Source organism: Streptomyces albireticuli, assembly GCF_021228125.1.
GTDB classification, from domain to species: Bacteria; Actinomycetota; Actinomycetes; order Streptomycetales; family Streptomycetaceae; genus Streptomyces; species Streptomyces albireticuli.
Genome location: NZ_JAJQQS010000003.1, coordinates 487,492 through 505,125, shown reverse-complemented (window position 1 = coordinate 505,125; position 17,634 = coordinate 487,492). Strand labels below are relative to the sequence as shown.

The window sequence follows — 17,634 nt, the reverse complement described above, 5'->3', positions numbered from 1 at the left end:
GGTCTGCGAACGCCTTTCACCTGGGCTCGACGGGGGGATGGGCGACGGGGGGCGCGGGCCGGGCGGGGCTTGCCGTTCCGTACTCGGACCGCGGGACGGGCGCGGGCGGGCCGCACGACACCGCGGCGGGCAAGCGGGAAGGGACGGGGAGGAGGTGGGCGGGCGGGGATCAGGGCGGGACGGGAGGGGGTCCGGCGCCGTCACGCCGCCCGGCGCACCCCGCGGGCCACCATCGCGGCGATGCTGCGGACGTCACGGAAGTTGGCGGCGCTGATCTCGACGGGTTTGACGACGACGTCGAGTTCCTCGCGTATGAAGGCGATCAGCCGGGCCGTGTTGAGGGAGTTGAGCACCCCCCATTCCAGGAGCGGTGTGTCGTCCTCCAGCTCGCCCTTGGGGTCGCCGTCGAGGAAGTTCTCGCGGATGTACTCGCTGATGTAGTCGCTGACGCGCCGGAAGTTCTCGTCGTCGGACGGGGCGTGGGCCATGGTGGTCACTTCCTTCGTGTGAGGGGTCGGACCGGCGGGGCCGTCGGAGCCGGTGGGCCGCCGAGCGGGCCGGCTAGGGCTGTACGGGCGTGGCGGCGGCCCGCGCGAGGGCGGCCCGGTCGACCTTGCCGTTGGGTGTGCGGGGCAGCCGGGCGAGCGTCCGCACGGCGTCGGGCAGCATGTAGCGCGGCAGGCGCCGCGCGGCGTGCCGCTTGAGGGCGAGGACGCCGGGCCGGGCCCCGGGCGCCGGGACGACGAAGGCGACGAGCCGGGCGTCCATGCCGGAGCCGTCGACGACGACGGCCGCCTCGGCGACGTCCGGGTGCAGGGCGAGGACGGACTCGACCTCGCCGGGTTCGACGCGGTGGCCGCGCACCTTCACCATGTGGTCGCGCCGGCCGAGGTAGTCGAAGGACCCGTCGGGGCGCTGCCGGACGAGGTCGCCGGTGCGGTACGGGCCGTGGTGCGGCTCCCGGCCCCAGTAGCCGAGCATCACCGTCGGGCCCTCGACGAGGAGTTCGCCCTCCTCGCCCGGGCCGGCGTGACGCCCGTCGGCGGTCTCGGCCCAGGCCCGGTCGCCGCTGACGGCGGTGCCGATGGGCAGGGGCCGGTCGTGGCGGAGGTCGTCGGGGACGACCTCGTGGGCGGTGCAGACGTTCGTCTCGGTCGGCCCGTAGAGGTTGAGCAGCCGGGCGCCGGTCCACGCGGCGAGGGCCCGTACCTGGTCGACGGGGAACGGTTCGCCCGCGAAGAGCACGGCGCGCAGCGCGGTGGGGGCGGGCCGGTCGAGGAGGCCCCCGTCGCGGGCCATCAGGGTCAGCGCGGACGGCACCGAGTACCAGACGGTGATGCCGCGCTCGTGCAGGAGTTCCACGAGCTGGGTGGGCGCGTAGGCCAGTTCGGCGGGGACGAGGTGGACGGAGGCGCCGCCGGCGAACGCCGCGTAGAGGTCGAGGACGGAGAGGTCGAAGGTGAAGGGCGCGTGGTTGGAGAAGCGGTCCTCAGGGACGGGGGCGAGGGTGTCGACGGCCCAGTCGATGAAGGCCCGGGCGTTGCGGTGGCTGACGCGGACGCCCTTGGGAGTGCCGGTGGAGCCGGAGGTGTAGAGGATGTACGCGAGGTCGTCGGGCCGTACGGCCGTCTCGACGGGGGCCGCCGGGGGGTCGTCGGGGGCGGGGGCCGTGCCCGCGGATCCCGCCGGATGCTCGGCGACCCGCACCGCCGAAGCGGCGGAACCCGCCGAATGCCCCTCCGGCCCCACCGCCGAACCGGCGGAACCCGCCGAACGGCCGGCAGGCTCTACGGCCGTGCCGACGGGGCCGGTCGAGGTCGTGCGAGCCGCACGGCCGGACCGGCCCGCCTCGGCCTCCCCGGCCTCTGCCGTCTCCTCCGTCTCCCCTGTCGTCGGGCCCGGCGCCTGTGCCAGGTCCGCGCAGGGCGTCCCCGGGCCGAGTTCCCTCCGTATCGCCGTCAGGCGGTCGTCCGTGGTGAGGACGGTGGCCGCGGCGCAGTCGCGGGCCATGGCGGCGACCCTGCCCACGGGGAGGGTGCCGTCGGCGGGCACGTACGCGGCGCCGAGGCGCAGCACCGCCTGCGTGGCGGCGACGACGGCCGCCGACTTGTCGGCCCAGAGGACGACGCGGTCGCCTGGGCCTACGCCGCCGGCGCGCAGCCGGCGGGCGAGGGCGTCGGCGGTACGGTCGAGCCGGGCGTAGGTCAGCACTCCGTCGGGGCCGACGACGGCCGGGCGGTCCGGGACCTTGACCGCCGCGTCGATGACCAGCTGGTGGAGGCCGGTCACGGGCTCCGTGGCGCCCGTGGCAGACGCACGGGTGCCGGCGGGGCCGGGCCCGGGAGGCACGCGCCCCGTGGCGGGATCAGCCCCGGCGGACACACGGGACCCGGCAGGCCCGGCAGACACACGGCCCCCAACAGGGTCGGGCCCGGCGGGCATACGAACCCCGGCGGGATCAGCCCCGGCAGGCACACGGGACCCGGCAGGGTCGGGCCCGGCAGGCACACGCCCGGCAGCGGAATCAGGCCCGGCAGGATCAGGAGCCCCGGTGGGCTCGGAGGCCATGGCGGCGGCCCCGGAGGGTCCCTCGGGCTCGAAGGCCCCCGCCCCCGCGGGCCCCGGTGGGTTCCCGGAGGTCATAACCCCGCCTCCCTCGCGATGAGCTCCCGCTGGATGTCCGTCGTGCCCGAGAAGATCAGGGCGGGCACGGCGTCCCTGAGCTGGTGTTCGATGCCCGTGGCGGTGAGGTAGCCGGAACCGCCGAAGATCTGTACCGCGTCCAGGCTGTTGGCCACGGCCGCCTCGGAGACCGCCACCTTCGAGAGGGCGACCGCGCCGGTGTGGTCGCGGCCCTCGTCGATGAGCCAGCAGGCGCGGTAGAGCAGCAGGCGGGCGCTCTCCAGGCGCTGTTTCATGGCGGCGATGCGGTGCGAGACGGCCTGGAAGTCGCCGATGCGGTGGCCGAACTGCCGGCGCTGCCGGGCGTGCTCCACGCATCGGGCGAACTGCCGGTCCATCACACCGAGGTACGCGCCGAAGAGGCAGCCCCGCTCCCAGGCCATGGAGTGCTGGAAGATCGCCGTGCCCTGCCCCTCCTCGCCCAGCCGGTAGGCGGTCGGCACCTCGCACCGGCGGAAGCCGACCCGCCCTGCGGGGCAGCCGCCGAGCCCCATCTTGTCGAAGGGTTCGCCGGCGGACACGCCGGGGAACCCGGCGGGGACGGCGAAGGCGGTGAGGCCGAGGAAGCCCGCGCCGGGGTCGGTCACGGCGTAGGTGACGAAGACGTCGGCGGCGGGGGCGTTGCTGGCGAAGGACTTGTCGCCGTCCAGCACATACCCCTCGGGCCCGCGGCCGGCGGTCATGGAGAGGCGGCTGAGGTCCGAACCCGCGTCGTCCTCCGTCATCGCGTTGGCCGCGACGAGTTCGCCGGAGGCCAGCCCGGTCAGCAGCTCCCGGCGTACCTCGGCGGAGGCGAAGTCCCTGATCGGGACCGCGCACGCCAGCAGGTGGGCCGCGACCGCGAAGACCAGCCCCGTGTCGGGGCAGCCCTGGCCGAAGGCCTGGAGGCAGAGAGCCGTGTCGAGCGCGCCGAGCCCGCCGCCGCCGTACTCGGGCGGGAGGCAGAGCCCGGTGAGGCCGATGCCGGCCGCGCTCTTCCACTGCGCGCCGGTGAAGGGGGTGCCCGGCGGCGGGTCGGGCCGGCCGAGCCTGTCGCGCACTTCGGCGAGCACGCCGGCGAAGCGCTTGCGTTGTTTGTCGGTGAGGTCGAAATCCACGGAATGCCGTACCTCGCGTCCGGTAGCAGAACCGATACACCCGTTTCCGTTCGGCGCGTCACGCTACCCACCCCGGCTTTGGCCCGTCAGCCCCTACTTCCGGACCCCGCCACCCCTACCCCTATGCCGTCAACCGCCGTTCATCACTGCGGGGTTGCCGGGCCGGGTGGGAGCTGGGTAGCGTGCCCGGAAAGCCTTCGGCAACTACCTTCGGTAACTCTCTTCGGCAACCGGCCACCCTTCTTCTCCAGGACGGGATGTATCCGCGATGACCCAGCAGCCCTCGGACGCGATCACCGGCCTTTACGACGCTTTCAATTCAGGTGACACCGAAAAGGCGCGGGAGTTCATCGCCGCGGATGTCGTGGCCCACCTGCCGGGCACCTCGGGCGACGCGGAGCACCCGCCGGGCACCCCGCGCGACCGGGAGAGCTGGCTCGCGGTGTGGCAGTTCACGCAGGCCGTCTTCCCGGACATGCGGGCCACGGTCGAGCAGGTGGTACAGACCGGGGACACCGTGGCGTCGCGCTGCGTGGTGCGGGGCACACACACCGTCGAGTTCATGGGCATTCCCCCCACGGGAAAGTCCTTCGAAATGCTTATGCTGAACATGAGCCGTGTGCAGAATGGGAAGATCGTCGAGCACTGGACCATCAGCGACAACGTCACGATGCTGGCCCAACTCGGCCTGAAGGCTCCCCAATAGGCGCATAGGCACGCCGCACTAGGAAGTCCGATGCAGGAAATCGTCCAGACCCTGATATCCGGCGAGGCGACCGGCACCGACATAGCGGCCCTCCGGTTACCCGAGAGCTATCGCGGCGTCGTCGTCCGCAAGGAGGACGTGGCGCTCTTCGAGGGAATGGCCTCCGCCGACAAGGACCCGCGCAAGTCGCTGCGCGTGGAGGAGGTGCCGGTCCCCGAGCTGGGGCCCGGCGAGGCGCTGGTGGCCGTCATGGCCAGCTCCGTGAACTACAACACCGTCTGGTCGTCGATCTTCGAGCCGCTGCCCACCTTCGGATTCCTGGAGCGCTACGGCCGCACCTCCGCCCTGGCCGCCCGCCACGACCTGCCGTATCACGTCCTGGGCTCCGACCTCGCGGGCGTGGTGCTCCGCACCGGCCCGGGTGTCAACGCCTGGAAGCCCGGTGACGAGGTCGTCGCGCACTGTCTGTCCGTGGAGCTGGAGTCGGCCGACGGCCACGACGACACGATGCTCGACCCGGCCCAGCGGATCTGGGGCTTCGAGACCAACTTCGGCGGTCTCGCGGAGATCGCGCTCGTCAAGTCCAACCAGCTGATGCCCAAGCCCGCCCATCTCACCTGGGAGGAGGCGGCCGCGCCGGGGCTGGTCAACTCCACCGCCTACCGTCAGCTCGTCTCCCGCAACGGCGCCGGCATGAAGCAGGGCGACAACGTCCTGATCTGGGGCGCGAGCGGCGGACTCGGCTCGTACGCCACCCAGTTGGCCCTGGCCGGCGGGGCGAACCCCGTCTGCGTGGTGTCCAGCCCCCGGAAGGCCGAGATCTGCCGCGGGATGGGCGCCGAGGCCATCATCGACCGGTCGGCGGAGGACTACCGGTTCTGGAGCGACGAGCACACCCAGAACCCCCGCGAGTGGAAGCGCTTCGGCGCCCGCATCCGCGAACTCACCGGCGGCGAGGACCCCGACATCGTCTTCGAGCACCCCGGCCGCGAGACCTTCGGCGCCTCCGTCTACGTCACCCGCAAGGGCGGCACCATCGTCACCTGCGCCTCCACCTCCGGTTTCACCCACGAATTCGACAACCGCTATCTGTGGATGAACCTCAAGCGCATCGTCGGCACGCACTTCGCCAACTACCGCGAGGCGTGGGAGGCCAACCGCCTGATCGCCAAGGGGAAGATCCACCCCACCCTGTCGAAGACCTACCGCCTGGAGGACACCGGCCAGGCCGCCTACGACGTCCACCGCAACCTCCACCAAGGCAAGGTCGGCGTCCTCGCCCTCGCCCCCGAGGAGGGGCTCGGCGTCCGCGACCACGAGCTCCGCGCCCGGCACAGGGAGGCGATCGACCGCTTCCGCGCGCCCGGCGCCGAACCGGCCGCCACTCCCTGACGAGCGGTCCGGCGGGCACATCGATCCGTACGGGACCGCGGCGTGGCCGCGCCGTCCGACCGCCCCTGGAGCCACCGGCTCCGGGGGCGTTCCCTTGCCCGCCCCCTGCCCGAACCTCCTCCGGCCGTCCGCACCCCCACGGCCCCACCGATGCGATCGGGCCACTTCTCCCCCACTTCCTCAACGCGCCCTATCCACAGGCGAGTTCGGTCATTACAGTGGCGACTGAAACCTCTGGTCATCGCAATCGGCTTCAGGAGGTACCGCCCTATGGCGTCGTCCGCCGACGACACCCCGGCCGTGGAGTCCGCCGAGATCCGGGCCTGGGTCGAGGGTGTGGCGACCTGGTTCATGCAGCAGTCCGGCTGGCCCCCGATCATGGGGCGGACACTGGCCTGGCTGATGGTGAGCGACCCGCCCGAGCAGAACGCCGCGCAGATCGCCGAGGCCGTACGGGCGAGCCGGGCCTCCCTCACCGGCACCCTGCGGCTCCTCACCGAGACCCGCATGATCCAGGCCGTGACCCGCAGCGGCGACCGTTCCACCTACTACCGCGTGTCCACCGACGCCTGGTCCGCCCTGGTGCGCCGGCGCCTGGAGAGCATCGCCTCCTTCGTGGACATCACCGACGAGGGGCTGCGGCTGTTCCCCGCCGGGGCCCCGCAGGCGGCCCGGCTACGGGAGGCGCACCAGGTCTTCGAGTGGCTCACGGTCGAGGCGGAGCCCCTGCTCAAACGCTGGGACGCCGTCCGGAACGGCTCCCTCCAGGACGGGACCCACGAGGCCGGCGCGGAACAGGGGGACCACGGTGCGTGAGGCGAGGGGCAAGTGGCTGGCGCTGGCGGCGCTCGGGCTGAGCCTGCTGACCATCGGCGTGGACGCGACGATCCTCAATGTCGCCCTGCCGACCGTGGGCGCCGACCTGGGGGCGACGACCAGCGACCTCCAGTGGTTCGTCGACGCGTTCACGCTGGCGATGGCGGCCCTGCTGCTGCCCGCCGGCCTGCTCGGCGACCGGTTCGGCCGCAAGAAGTTCCTGATGGGCTCGCTGTTCGTGTTCGGCGCGGCCTCCGTGTGGTGCGCGTACTCCGGCTCGTCGGGGATGCTGATCGCGGCGCGCACCCTGCTCGGCGTCAGCGCGGCCTTCCTCGTGCCGCTGTGCACCTCGGTCCTCCTGGACATCTTCGAGGACGAGAAGGAGCGGACGAAGGCGATCGGAGTCATCGCGGTCACCCAGACGCTGGGGCTCCCGCTCGGCCCGATCCTGGGCGGCGCGCTGCTCAACCACTTCTGGTGGGGCTCGGTGTTCCTGGTCAACGCCCCGCTGGTGGCGCTGGGCCTGGTGGCCGTGGCCCTGCTGGTCCCCGAGTCGCACGGCGCGCAGCGCGGCCGGATCGACTTCACCGGCGTGCTGATCTCCAGCGTCGCGCTGATCGGCGTCGTCTACGGCTCGATCAGGGCCGGGGAGGAGGGCTGGGGCAGCGGCGAGGCACTGCTGCCGCTGGTCGGCGGGCTGGTGCTGCTGGGGGTGTTCGGCTTCTGGGAGAAGCGTGTCGCGCTGACCGGCGAACCCCTCGTCGACCTGAGCCTGTTCCGGTCCCGGGGCTTCGTCTGGGGTTCGGTGCTGGGCACCGTCGTGGCCTTCGCGATGTTCGGGCTGATCTTCGCGCTGCCGCAGTACTTCCAGGCGGTCGACGGCACCGACGCGCTGGGTACGGGCGTCCGGCTGCTGCCGCTGATCGGCGGCGTGCTGGTCAGCGCCGGGCTGGTCTCCAAGCTGGCGACGGAGATCGCCCCGAGGGCGGTGCCCGCGCTCGGCTTCCTGCTGGTCGCGGCCGGTCTGTTCCTGGGCACCAGGACCGAACCGGCCACGTCCTACGGCTTCGTGGCCCTCTGGCTGGTGGTGGCCGGTGTCGGCCTCGGCCTGGCGATGACGCGGACGATGACCGCGGCCATCAATTCGCTGTCCAAGGAGCGCAGCGGGGTGGGGTCCGCCCTGGTCTCCGCGATGCGGCAGGTGGGCGGCTCGGTCGGGGTGGCGGTGCTCGGCACGGTCGCCAACGCCGGCTACCGCTCCCATCTGCGGCTGAGTGAGGTCCCCGGCGAGGTGACGGAGGTCGCCCGGCGCAGTGTGGGCAGCGGGGTGGCCGTGGGGCGGAAGCTGGGCAGTCCCGAGATCGTGCGCGCGGTGCAGGACGCGTTCGTGAGCGCGATGCACACACTGCTGGCGGTGTGCGGCGCCATCGCGGTGGTCGCCGCCGTGCTCGCCCTGTTGTTCATGCCGAAGCGGCCCCCAGGGTCCGGAGCGGTGGAGGAGGCGGACCATGAGGGTCCGGTGAGCGGAGCGGTGGGCTGATCCGGCCGGGGTGCGAGCCGGATCCGTACGCCGTCAAGGCTCCGCGGCGTCGCGTGCCCGTGACCGCGGCGCCGCGGACACCATCCCGTGCGGTGGTCCGGCGCGGGGTGTCTACAGGTCCATCGGGAGTTGATGGCGGCGGGTGATACGCAGTTTTCGGTATACGCGCGTCAGATGCTGTTCGACGGTGCTGACCGTGATGTAGAGCTGCTCCGATATCTCGCGGTTGGTACGGCCGTAGGCGGCGAGCGAGGCGACGCGGTGCTCGGCCCGGGTGAGTTCGCCGCCGGGCTCGGCGGCGGGCTCCGCCGGCGCGGGCGCCGGGGTGGTGTCCTCCCGGGGTACGGGCGCCTCCCGCCGCCCGGGTGCGACCCGGCGGCACAGGGGTTCCGCGCCGCATTCCCTGGCGATGTGCCAGGCGCGGCGGCGGGCGAGTTCGGCGCGCATCGGGTCGCCGAGTTCCTGATAGGCGTCCCGCAGGTCGGCGAGGGCCTTCGCGGCCTCCAGCCGGTCGCAGGAGGAATGGAGGTCCTCGACGGACCTGCGCAGGAGTTCGGGCCGCCGGGAAAGGGGGGCGAGGGCCGCCTCCAGGCGAAGGGTGATGCCGCGGATCCGGCCGCTGCCGGGGAATTTCTCGCTGGGCTGCGGGGAAAGGACCTCCGCGGCCTGGACGGGCTCGCCCACGCGCAGCCAGCATTCGGCGGCCTCGGTGCGCCAGGACACGAGCATGGGGTGGTCGATTCCCCAGCGGCCGGCCAGCTTTCCGATTTTCAGGAAGTCCGCCAGGGCGGCGAGGGGCCGGTCCGTGGCGAGGTGGAAGAAGCCCCGGGCGCGGAGATAGCCGAGCCAGTGCACGCTCTTGAACCAGGCTTCCGGCACCGGCTGGCTGATCTGCCGGGCGGCGTCGTCGTAACGGCCGAGTTCGGTGTAGGCCACGGCCAGGATGGCGGTGGTGCCGCAGACCAGGACGCTGCCGTTCCGCTCGGGGACCACGGCCAGCGCCCGTTCGACCGAGGTGATGGCATCCTCCAGCCGCCCCTGGCGCAGGGCTATCAGCCCCTGGGTGGTGGCGAACACCGCCTGCCAGCCGGGGATGTCGCGGCGGGTGGACTCGTCGAGCGCGCGGGCGCACCAGGCGGCGGCCTCCTCGACCCGGTCGGCGTAGAGCAGGGCCTTGAGGGCACTGCCCACGGGGCCGAGCATGGCATCGGTGAGGGTGGCGACCTTGAGGAAGCTCTCGGCCGAGGCGGCCCAGTCGTCCCCTCCCCCGCCGAGCAGGAGGGATTCGGCGGACCTCTGGAGCAGGTGGACTCCGGGGACGCGCTCGTCGGCGGGGTCGGGTGCCGGGGGGACCGTCGCCCGGACCTCCTCGGGGAACATGACGGCGGGGAAGCCGTAGCGGGCCCACAGCGAGGAGATGTACGGGTGGATGCCGCTCTCCGGGGCGGTGTCCGGGGCGTCGATGCCGCAGCGGGCGATGACCTCCAGGGCCTCCTCGATGCGGCCGTGGGCCACGAGGAGCTTGCCGAGCATGACCAGGCCGTCGGAGGAGAGCATTCCGGCGCGCATGGCGGCGAGCAGTCCGGGGAGGTGCTGGTACTCCGCGGCGGCGGGGTTGGTGCGCCACATGACGAGGGCGAGCCGCATCTTGATCTCGATGCGCTGGGATTCGTCGGAGCCGGAGTCGTGGGCGAGTTCGAGGCAGTCGACGGCGAACTTCGCGTCGTCCTGGCCGAGGGCGTCCTCGGCGGCGTTGCGCAGGGCGATCAGTTCCCAGGGCTCGACGGCGCGCTGGGCCGCGAGGAGGTGGCGGGCTATCGCCGGGGAGGCGGCGCCGGCGGCGTAGAGGACGGCGGCGGCCTTGCGGTGGAGGGCGGTGCGGCGGGCGGGTGCCATGTCGGCCTCGACCGTGGCGGCGGCGGAGCGGTGCCGGAAGCGGGTGCCGTCGAGGACGCCGGCGGCCCTGAGGGCGTGGAGGTTCTGGTCGAGGGGCGCGGCGGGCTGGTCGAGCATCCGGGCGACCAGGCCGGGGGTGCCGGCGTCGCCGAGGACGGCGAGGGCGTGGCCGACCTCCAGGGCGACGGATCCGCTGCGGTAGAGGCAGGCGAGTACGGCCTGTCCGTAGAGCCCGCCCACCAGGGGTTCGCCGCAGGCGCTGGGCGTGCCGGCCCCGGTGACCAGGCACTCCTCCAGGAGTGCCCGCAGGAGGAGGGGGTTGCCGGCGCCTATGGAGTGCAGGCGGGCGACCAGGGCGGGGTCGCGGGGGTCGCCGTCGTGGGCGGCGAGGAGCTCGGCGGTGCCCTGTTCGGTGAGGGGGCCGAGGCGGATGCGCAGGGAGTTGGACCGGCGCAGCAGTTCCGTTTTGATCAGCGGGTCCTGGTGGGGCAGGTGGAGGCTGTCGGTGAAGACGAGGAGGAGACGGGCCGAGCGGAGGCGGCCCGCGAGCTGGAGGAGGTGGTGCAGGGAGCGGATGTCACCGTCCTGGGCGTCGTCCACGCAGACGACGACGGGTGAGGTCGCGGCCATCCGGTGGAGGGCGGCGAGGAAGTCGTGCTCGGTGGGGGGCCGGGTGGGGTCGGGGCCGCCCTGTCCCGTCTGGTCGGCGAGCTGGCGCAGCACAGCGAAGGGTTGCGCGTCGGTGGAGCGCATCCCGACGGCCCTGAGGACCACGGCTCCCCGGACGGTGGCGTATTCGGCGAAGGTCTCCAGGAGTTCGCTCTTCCCGCAGCCGACGCCGCCTTCCACGACGACAGTCTTCGACCTTCCGGCGGCGCACTCGGTGAGTGCGGATGCGAGGAGGTCGAGTTCCTTTTCACGGTTGACCAGTATCATCTGGAGTGACACGCCCTCGTAAAGTTTCAGCAGACGGACCTTCTCGGGATGAATTTCCGGAATTCCGGGCCCCGGTGGCCGGTGCCGGAGGTGCGCGGTGCTCGCGGCGGAAGAGGAGCCGGGGCCGGCGGAGCGCGAAAGGGGGGCACGCGCGGGGGCCGTGGCGGAGAACGGTCCGGCACGGCTTCACGCCATGGGGTTTCCCGGCTCTAGCGGAGTCTGCGTCGAGACCCCGGGCGCCACGTCGGCCACCTGGCGTGACGTAGGGTCATCCGACCGTCCATGCACACCCCACCGCTCCCCCTGCCCCCAAGCGCAGCGCGCGTGTTGAGCGTTCAGGCTAGCGCCTCATCCCGTCCCGGTGCGAGACCGGACAGGGGTCGGCGACATTAAGTCTCCGCTACCGGATTCCGTTTCGACGTACCGTCAATCTCTTTTGGAGAAAGGCGAGTTCTCGACTCCGGTCCGGGCGCGGGGCGATGGTAGGGGCGGACGCGCGAGAGCCCGCCCGGTGGTTCCGGGCGGGCTCTCGCGTGGGGGGGTCAGCTTGTCGGAGCGGCTGCCGGGGCGGCCGTTCCGGTGCGGGTTCCGGAAGCGGGCCGTGGGGTGAGGAGCCGCTCGGCGAAGTGGCCGAAGACGAGACCGAAGCCGGTCCACAGGAGGAGCTGCATGGCCAGGGCGGAGAGCCTGAAGCGCCAGAGCAGCGTGGCGGAGAAGCCCTCGGGGACTTCGTTGATCGCGGGCAGGAAGGCGTAGGCGAGCCCGACCGCGACGACGAAGCCGGCCGCCGCCGCGACGGTGGCGTACCAGGCGCCGAGGCGGGGGGCCAGCCGCTTGCCGAGGACGACCGCGCCCACTGCCAGCAGGACGCTGAGCGCGATCATCAGGAAGTAGAGCGTGGTGCGCTTGGCGATGGTGTCGGGGTCGCCGACGGCCGGGGGGTTCGCCGGGTACTTCAGGAACGGCACCACGTAGACGGTCAGGAGCGCGCCGAGGGAGACCAGGGCGGCCGTCGCGCGGGGACCGAACCGGCCGACGCGGCCGAGCGCGACGCAGAAGGCCAGGGCGGCGATGCCGCCGAGCGCGACGCCGTAGACGAGGATGCCGGTGGCGAGGCCGGCCGTGGACTGGAGAGTGCGGCTGACGGCCTCCTCGCCGCCGTGCTCATGGCTGTGCGCCTCCTCGAAGGCGATGGCGGAGTCCACTTGGGGCTCGCCCAGCAGATAGGCGACGATCAGGGCGAGGACGCCGGCGGCGAGGCCGGCGAGCATGCCGCGGACGAGCAGGGCTCTCACGGAGACGGAGTTCATGGTGTCGGTACCCCTGGGTCGTCAGTGGCAGGGGAAGCCGAGCAGGTGGCGTCCGTCGTGGAGCCACTCGTGGACGTTCTCGCCGGAGACGAGCGAGGTGGCGCCCTGTTCGGCGCCGACGAAGTAGAGCAGGACCAGCATGAGGATCCCGCCGAAGACGGCCCAGGGGGCGATCTCCTTCAGCGAGATGGGGGTGACCTCGGGTATGGCGGGCGAGCTGGTCGCGGGAGCAGCTGACTGAGCCATGGCAGAACCTCCTGAGGGAACACGCGTCCCATGTCGGGGCCAGGACGACAGTGCCGGGTCTGACTTCCCGGCCCGGGCACGCCGGAGGGCGCGCGGGCCGGTAACACAGTGGCGCGACCGTACCGGATTCTCACCGGGATTCCGTCACACCGTCGTCATTGCCACGCGACCGTACCGCGCGCCGGACCCGTGCGCTACGGCGTACGGATGCGCACCCCAGCGCACGCTCCCCGGGATGTCCGTGATCTGCTGACGCGCGGGCGCGCGGGGCCCCGAACGGGCTTGGCGGGCAAGGGAGAGAAGCGGCGGAGAAGGGGTGGGGTACGACGATGACGGTGCGTGTGACGCTGATCTCAGCCGTGGCCGGGGTGGCGGCGCGGGAGGCGCGCTTCGGTGACGGGCCGCCGGACGAGGCCGCCCTGCGGCGGGCGGCGGAGGCGGCCGGGGGGCTGCCGGCCGCGTCGCGGGTGTTCAGCGCGCCGTCCGCGCGCTGCCGCGCGACGTGCGCGGCGCTCGGTGTGACCCCGGACGGCGCCGCCCCGTACGACCTGGACCCGGGCCGGTGGCGCGGGCGTTCCCTCGCGGAGGTCGGCGCCGAGGAGCCCGGGGCCGTGGCCCGCTGGCTGAGCGACCCCGCCGCCGCCCCGCCCGGCGGGGAATCGGTCCTCGACGTGGTGGCCCGGGTGGGCGGCTGGCTGGACTCCCTGGTGGAGGAGGGCGGGCGGGTGCTGGCGGTGGTGGAACCGGCGGTGGTGCGGGCGGCGGTGGTCCATGGGCTGGGGTTGCCGGCGGGGGCGTTCTGGCGGCTGGACGTGCGGCCGCTGGTCCGTACGGAGTTGTCGGGGCGGGCGGGGCGGTGGAATCTGCGGTGCGGGTCGCCGCTGTGAGGGGTGCCGTTCCCCCATGGGGGGTGGCGTTCCCCCACCCGCCCCTTCCCGCCGCATCCGATGTGCGGCTCCGCCGCGTGGCGGGGCGAGCCCCCGGGCCCCGTTCCGCGCTGACGCGCGGTGTCCTCAAGCGCCGGACGGATCCAGCCCGCCCGGGGGCACCTCCTTGGGGCACCCCCAGCGGTAGCTGGGGGAGGCAGCCGGGGAGGTTCGAGGGCCGGAACCCGGGACGGAGCCGGGGGAAGATCCATTCTTTACCGCCCGCGCACGCGGCGGCAGTGCGAGGATGCCCCGGGGAGGGCATGGACATGAGCAAGACCTACGCCGGCGCGCGCCTGCGCCGTCTCAGGGAGGAGCGCCGGCTGAGCCAGGCCGAGCTCGCGCGGCGGCTCGCCGTCTCCCCCAGCTACCTCAATCAGATGGAGCACGACGCCCGCCCGCTGACCGTCCCCGTGCTGCTGCGCCTGACCGAGGCGTTCGGCGTGGACGCCGGGTTCTTCTCGGAGCGGGACACCACCCGGCTGCTCGCGGACCTGCGGGAGGCCCTGGCCGACGAGGTGACGGCCGCGAAGGTCTCCCCCGGCGACCTGTCCGAGCTGGCGTCGCGGCTGCCGTCCGTGGCCGGGGTCGTCCTCGCTATGGACCGCCGCAACCGCGCGCTGGCCGAGCGGCTCGCGGAGCTCGCCGGGGACCGCGAGGGCGGCGCGGCGGTCCCCGGCGGGCGCACACCGCACGAGGAGGTGCGGGAGTTCTTCTACCGGCGGCAGAACTATCTACACGAACCGGACATGGCCGCCGAGCGGCTGGCGGACACCATCGGGATCCGGCGCGGCGAGGTGCGGCAGGCGCTGGCCGCCCGGCTGGCGGACCGGCACGGGGTCCGGCTGGCCACGGGCTCCGAGGAGCTGCACCGCTACGATCCGGACGCGCGCGTCCTGCGTCTGTCGCCCCGGCTGCGGCCCGGGCAGCAGGCGTTCCGGATGGCGACGCAGCTCGCGCTCCTGGAGTACGGGCGGGAGCTGTCGGAGCTCGCCGCGGAGGACTTCACGGCGGACTCCCCCGCCTGGTCGACGGCCCGGATCGGGCTCGCCAACTACTTCGCGGCGGCGCTCGTCCTGCCGTACGGCGTCTTCCACACGGCGGCGGAGGAGCAGCGCTACGACATCGAGCGGCTCGCCGACCACTTCGGGGTGGGGTACGAGACGGTGTGTCACCGGCTCAGCACCTTGCAGCGGCCGCGGGCCCGCGGGGTGCCGTTCTCGTTCGTCCGCGTGGACCGGGCGGGCAACATGTCCAAGCGGCAGTCGGCGACCGGCTTCCACTTCTCGCGCGCGGGCGGCACCTGCCCGCTGTGGAACGTCTACGAGGCGTTCGCCTCGCCGGGCCGGGTCCATGTGCAGATGGCGGCGATGCCGGACGGGCAGCGCTATCTGTGGACGGCGCGGGCCGTCACGCGCTTCCGGGGCGGCTGGGGCGAGCCCGGCAAGACCTTCGCGATCGGTCTGGGCTGCGAGCTGCGGCACGCGCCGCGGCTGGTGTACTCCGCGGGTCTGGACCTGGACGACGCGGCGGCGGCGACGCCGATCGGGATGGGCTGCCGGGTGTGCGAGCGGCTGGACTGCCCGCAGCGCGCGGTGCCGCCGCTGGGCCGGCGGCTGGCCGTGGACGAGAACCGTACGACGTTCGTACCGTATCCGGTGGAGCCCTGACCGGGGGCCGGCTCGTACGGTCGTGGCTCCGGCGGACGTACACCCCCCTCCGCCTGCGATGATGTAAAGTTCTTAGGCTAGCCTTACCTTATGACTCTGTCGCAAGTGGGCCCCCCGGAGGCACAGCCCACCAGCTCCTCCCGTTCGGCGTCGCCGCCGGGCCGCCTACGGGGCGGCCGCGTCCTCGTGGTCGCCTCGGTCTCCCTGGTGCTCGCCGTCCTCGTCCTGTCCGCCCTCTCGCTGTCCGTGGGCGCGGGAGAGGTCGGGCCGGGCGACGTCCTGAACTACCTGCTGGGACGCGACGGCGCACGCGACAGCTCCCGTCTCTCCCTGGTCATCGGCGACTTGCGGATCCCCCGCACGCTCACCGCGCTGGCCGTCGGCGCGGCCCTCGGCACGGCGGGCTGCCTGCTCCAGGCCGTCACCCGCAACCCGCTGGCCGAGACCGGCCTGCTCGGCGTCAACGCGGGCGCGTCCCTCGGCGTCGTCGTCGGCATCGCCTTCCTCGGGGTGCAGAGCGGCCTCGGCTATCTCCTCTGGGCCTTCGGCGGCGCCGTCGTCGCGAGCTCCCTCGTCCTGCTGATAGCGGGCCGCCGGGGCGGCGGTTCGCCGATGCGGCTGGTGCTCGCCGGATCCGCGCTGGGCGCGACCTTCGGCGGTGTCACCAGCGTCCTCATCGTGAACTCCGCCGAGACCTACGACCGCTTCCGCTTCTGGGTGCTCGGCTCGCTCGCCGGCGTCGAGGGCTTCGGCAAGCTCAGCGGCCTGGCGCCCGTCCTGGCCGTGGGCTTCGTCGTGGCGCTGCTCGTCGCCCGCCCGCTGTCCGCCCTCGCCCTCGGCGACGACCTCGCCCGCGGCCTGGGCCACCGGCCGGGCGCCGTCCGCGTCGTCGTCGCCCTCTCGGTGACCCTGCTGACCGCCGCCTCCGTGGCGCTCGTCGGCCCCATCTCCTTCCTCGGCCTGCTCGCCGGATTCCTCGCCCGCGCCGTCACCGGCCCCCGGCTGCTCGCGCAGATCGTGCTCGCCGGGCTCATCGGCGCGGGCGTGCTGACCGGTTCCGACATCCTGGCGAGGGTCGTCTCGCGGCCCTTCGAGGCCCCGGTCTCCGTCGTCATCGCGCTCTTCGGCGCGCCCGTCCTGATCGCCATCGTCCGCTCCAAGCGGCTGGGCGCGATGGGCATGACCGAGCCCGCCACCGCCGAGACCTCCGGCCCGGGCAAGCGCCTGCTGCCCCCGCTGCCGCGGCTGCCGCGTCCGGCCCGTCCGGCCAGGAAGCGGGCCGACAGCCTGGTCGTCCGCCGCGGCCCGCTCTCGCTGCTGGTGCCGCGCCGGGCGGCGCTCGCCGCGCTGTTCCTGAGCGCCCTTCTGGTGGCGGCCGTCGTGCTGTCGGCGTACGCCGGGCAGAGCGACATGGGCATCACCCGCACCTTCAACGCGGTCTTCGGCTCCGGCGACCGCTTCGACGTCCTGCTGGTGCAGAAGTTCCGGCTCGGCCGGATCGTCGCCGGACTGGCGGCCGGCGCGGCGCTCGGCCTCGCGGGCTGTCTGACGCAGACGCTCGCCAGGAACCGGCTCGCCACCCCCGAGCTGCTCGGCGTGAACGACGGCGCCACCGCGGCCGTGCTGCTGTCGGCCACCCTCAGCGGCACGTTCGGCGCCTGGTGGGCGGGCCCGGTCGGCGCCCTCGCCGCCGTCCTCGTCGTCACCACGGTCTCCGGCGGCCTCGGTCAGCGCGGCTACCGGGTCCTCGTCGTGGGCCTCGCGATGTCGGCGCTCGCCTCCGCGGTCACCCAGGTCGTGCTCTCCCGCCGCTCCCTGAACTCCGCGAGCTCCCTCTACGTGTGGACCTCCGGCAGCCTCAACGGGCGCGGCTACTCCGTGGCCGTCCCGGTCCTCATCGGCCTGGCCGTGCTCGTACCGCTCGCCCTCGTCGTCGCCCGCCACCTCAACGTGCTGCGGTTCGACGACTCCACGGCCGCGTCCCTGGGCGTCTCCGCCGCCCGGGTCCGGCTGGTCTGCCTGCTGCTCGCGGTGGGCCTCGCCGGCCTGGCCGTCGGCATCTGCGGGCCCGTCGGCTTCGTCGCCCTCGCCGCACCGGTCGTCGCGGGCCGCCTGGCCGGGCCCCTGCGGGTGCCGGTGCTGGGGTCGATGCTGGTGGGCGCGGTGCTGATCGTCCTGGCGGACACGCTCGGCAGGATCGTCCTGGACGGGGTGGAGATCCCGGTCGGCATCGTCACGACGGTGCTGGGCGGACCGTTCCTGCTGTGGGTGCTGCTGGGCCGCTCCGCGGCGACGCGCGTGTAGGAACGGGCGGGCGGTTTCCCCGACCCGCCCCTTCCCGAACCGGGGCTCCGCCCCGGACCCCGGTCCTCAAACGCCGGACGGGCTGAATCGTCGCCCGGCCCCGGGCAGGAAGT

13 protein-coding genes are annotated in these 17,634 nt (G+C 73.5%); 7 read left to right on the top strand and 6 right to left on the bottom strand.

Annotated elements, in window-relative coordinates; all coding sequences use genetic code 11:
* Positions 1-200: 200 nt before the first annotated feature.
* From LUZ64_RS06890 to LUZ64_RS06880, 3 genes are all read right to left on the bottom strand, one after another.
* Entirely contained in the window at positions 201-488 is a 288-nt protein-coding gene (locus LUZ64_RS06890; RefSeq protein ID WP_095582084.1) for an acyl carrier protein, read from the bottom strand.
* Between the two features lie 73 nt (positions 489-561).
* Complete coding sequence (locus LUZ64_RS06885; RefSeq protein ID WP_232389749.1) at positions 562-2,289, bottom strand: amino acid adenylation domain-containing protein; 1,728 nt, start codon at positions 2,287-2,289, stop codon at positions 562-564.
* Between the two features lie 350 nt (positions 2,290-2,639).
* A complete protein-coding gene (locus tag LUZ64_RS06880; protein WP_095580517.1) occupies positions 2,640-3,779 on the bottom strand; it encodes an acyl-CoA dehydrogenase family protein in 1,140 nt (379 codons plus the stop codon).
* A gap of 268 nt (positions 3,780-4,047) precedes the next feature.
* On the opposite strand from LUZ64_RS06880, the gene LUZ64_RS06875 reads away from it, so the two are divergent.
* The 4 genes from LUZ64_RS06875 to LUZ64_RS06860 all read left to right on the top strand — a co-directional run bounded on the left by LUZ64_RS06875 (position 4,048) and on the right by LUZ64_RS06860 (position 8,233).
* A complete protein-coding gene (locus tag LUZ64_RS06875; RefSeq protein ID WP_095580515.1) occupies positions 4,048-4,485 on the top strand; it encodes an ester cyclase in 438 nt (145 codons plus the stop codon).
* Positions 4,486-4,515: 30 nt separating this feature from the next.
* The gene (gene ccrA, locus LUZ64_RS06870; RefSeq protein WP_095580513.1) at positions 4,516-5,877 is read left to right on the top strand and encodes a crotonyl-CoA carboxylase/reductase; all 1,362 of its coding nucleotides are present in this window, start codon (positions 4,516-4,518) and stop codon (positions 5,875-5,877) included.
* 270 nt (positions 5,878-6,147) lie between these two features.
* Positions 6,148-6,693: a GbsR/MarR family transcriptional regulator gene (locus LUZ64_RS06865; RefSeq protein WP_211304974.1), complete on the top strand. Its 546-nt coding sequence runs from the start codon at positions 6,148-6,150 to the stop codon at positions 6,691-6,693.
* Positions 6,686-8,233 (top strand): DHA2 family efflux MFS transporter permease subunit, encoded by a 1,548-nt coding sequence (locus LUZ64_RS06860; protein WP_095580511.1) that lies wholly within the window; start codon positions 6,686-6,688, stop codon positions 8,231-8,233. Before LUZ64_RS06865 ends, LUZ64_RS06860 begins: the two co-directional genes overlap by 8 nt.
* Positions 8,234-8,344: 111 nt before the next feature.
* Here the strand turns inward: LUZ64_RS06860 and LUZ64_RS37080 are convergent, their stop codons facing one another.
* The 3 genes from LUZ64_RS37080 to LUZ64_RS06835 form a co-directional block, all read right to left on the bottom strand.
* A complete protein-coding gene (locus LUZ64_RS37080) occupies positions 8,345-11,077 on the bottom strand; it encodes a helix-turn-helix transcriptional regulator (protein ID WP_308251403.1) in 2,733 nt (910 codons plus the stop codon).
* Between the two features lie 530 nt (positions 11,078-11,607).
* Positions 11,608-12,375, bottom strand: a complete 768-nt coding sequence (locus LUZ64_RS06840) for a CbtA family protein (RefSeq protein ID WP_095584867.1) — start codon at positions 12,373-12,375, stop codon at positions 11,608-11,610.
* Between the two features lie 21 nt (positions 12,376-12,396).
* On the bottom strand, positions 12,397-12,621 hold the full coding sequence (locus LUZ64_RS06835; RefSeq protein ID WP_087925187.1) for a CbtB domain-containing protein: 225 nt from the start codon (positions 12,619-12,621) through the stop codon (positions 12,397-12,399).
* A gap of 329 nt (positions 12,622-12,950) precedes the next feature.
* Here LUZ64_RS06835 and LUZ64_RS06830 point away from each other — a divergent pair, with 329 nt between their 5' ends.
* The 3 genes from LUZ64_RS06830 (at position 12,951) to fhuB (ending at position 17,521) form a co-directional block, all read left to right on the top strand.
* Positions 12,951-13,508 (top strand): histidine phosphatase family protein, encoded by a 558-nt coding sequence (locus LUZ64_RS06830; protein WP_232389750.1) that lies wholly within the window; start codon positions 12,951-12,953, stop codon positions 13,506-13,508.
* 308 nt (positions 13,509-13,816) lie between these two features.
* Positions 13,817-15,217: a short-chain fatty acyl-CoA regulator family protein gene (locus LUZ64_RS06825; protein WP_095579436.1), complete on the top strand. Its 1,401-nt coding sequence runs from the start codon at positions 13,817-13,819 to the stop codon at positions 15,215-15,217.
* A gap of 90 nt (positions 15,218-15,307) precedes the next feature.
* Positions 15,308-17,521, top strand: coding sequence for a Fe(3+)-hydroxamate ABC transporter permease FhuB (gene fhuB, locus LUZ64_RS06820; RefSeq protein ID WP_095579435.1), 2,214 nt, complete (start codon positions 15,308-15,310; stop codon positions 17,519-17,521).
* The last annotated feature ends 113 nt before the right edge of the window (positions 17,522-17,634 follow it).

Excerpts from the sequence above, each read along its gene's own strand:
- LUZ64_RS06835 (WP_087925187.1), bottom strand. The coding sequence starts at position 12,621 with ATGGCTCAGTCAGCTGCTCCCGCGACCAGCTCGCCCGCCATACCCGAG.
- LUZ64_RS06865 (WP_211304974.1), top strand. The coding sequence starts at position 6,148 with ATGGCGTCGTCCGCCGACGACACCCCGGCCGTGGAGTCCGCCGAGATC.
- LUZ64_RS06840 (WP_095584867.1), bottom strand. The coding sequence starts at position 12,375 with ATGAACTCCGTCTCCGTGAGAGCCCTGCTCGTCCGCGGCATGCTCGCC.
- ccrA (WP_095580513.1), top strand. The coding sequence starts at position 4,516 with ATGCAGGAAATCGTCCAGACCCTGATATCCGGCGAGGCGACCGGCACC.
- LUZ64_RS06875 (WP_095580515.1), top strand. The coding sequence starts at position 4,048 with ATGACCCAGCAGCCCTCGGACGCGATCACCGGCCTTTACGACGCTTTC.
- LUZ64_RS06825 (WP_095579436.1), top strand. The coding sequence starts at position 13,817 with ATGAGCAAGACCTACGCCGGCGCGCGCCTGCGCCGTCTCAGGGAGGAG.
- LUZ64_RS06830 (WP_232389750.1), top strand. The coding sequence starts at position 12,951 with ATGACGGTGCGTGTGACGCTGATCTCAGCCGTGGCCGGGGTGGCGGCG.
- LUZ64_RS06890 (WP_095582084.1), bottom strand. The coding sequence starts at position 488 with ATGGCCCACGCCCCGTCCGACGACGAGAACTTCCGGCGCGTCAGCGAC.
- fhuB (WP_095579435.1), top strand. The coding sequence starts at position 15,308 with ATGACTCTGTCGCAAGTGGGCCCCCCGGAGGCACAGCCCACCAGCTCC.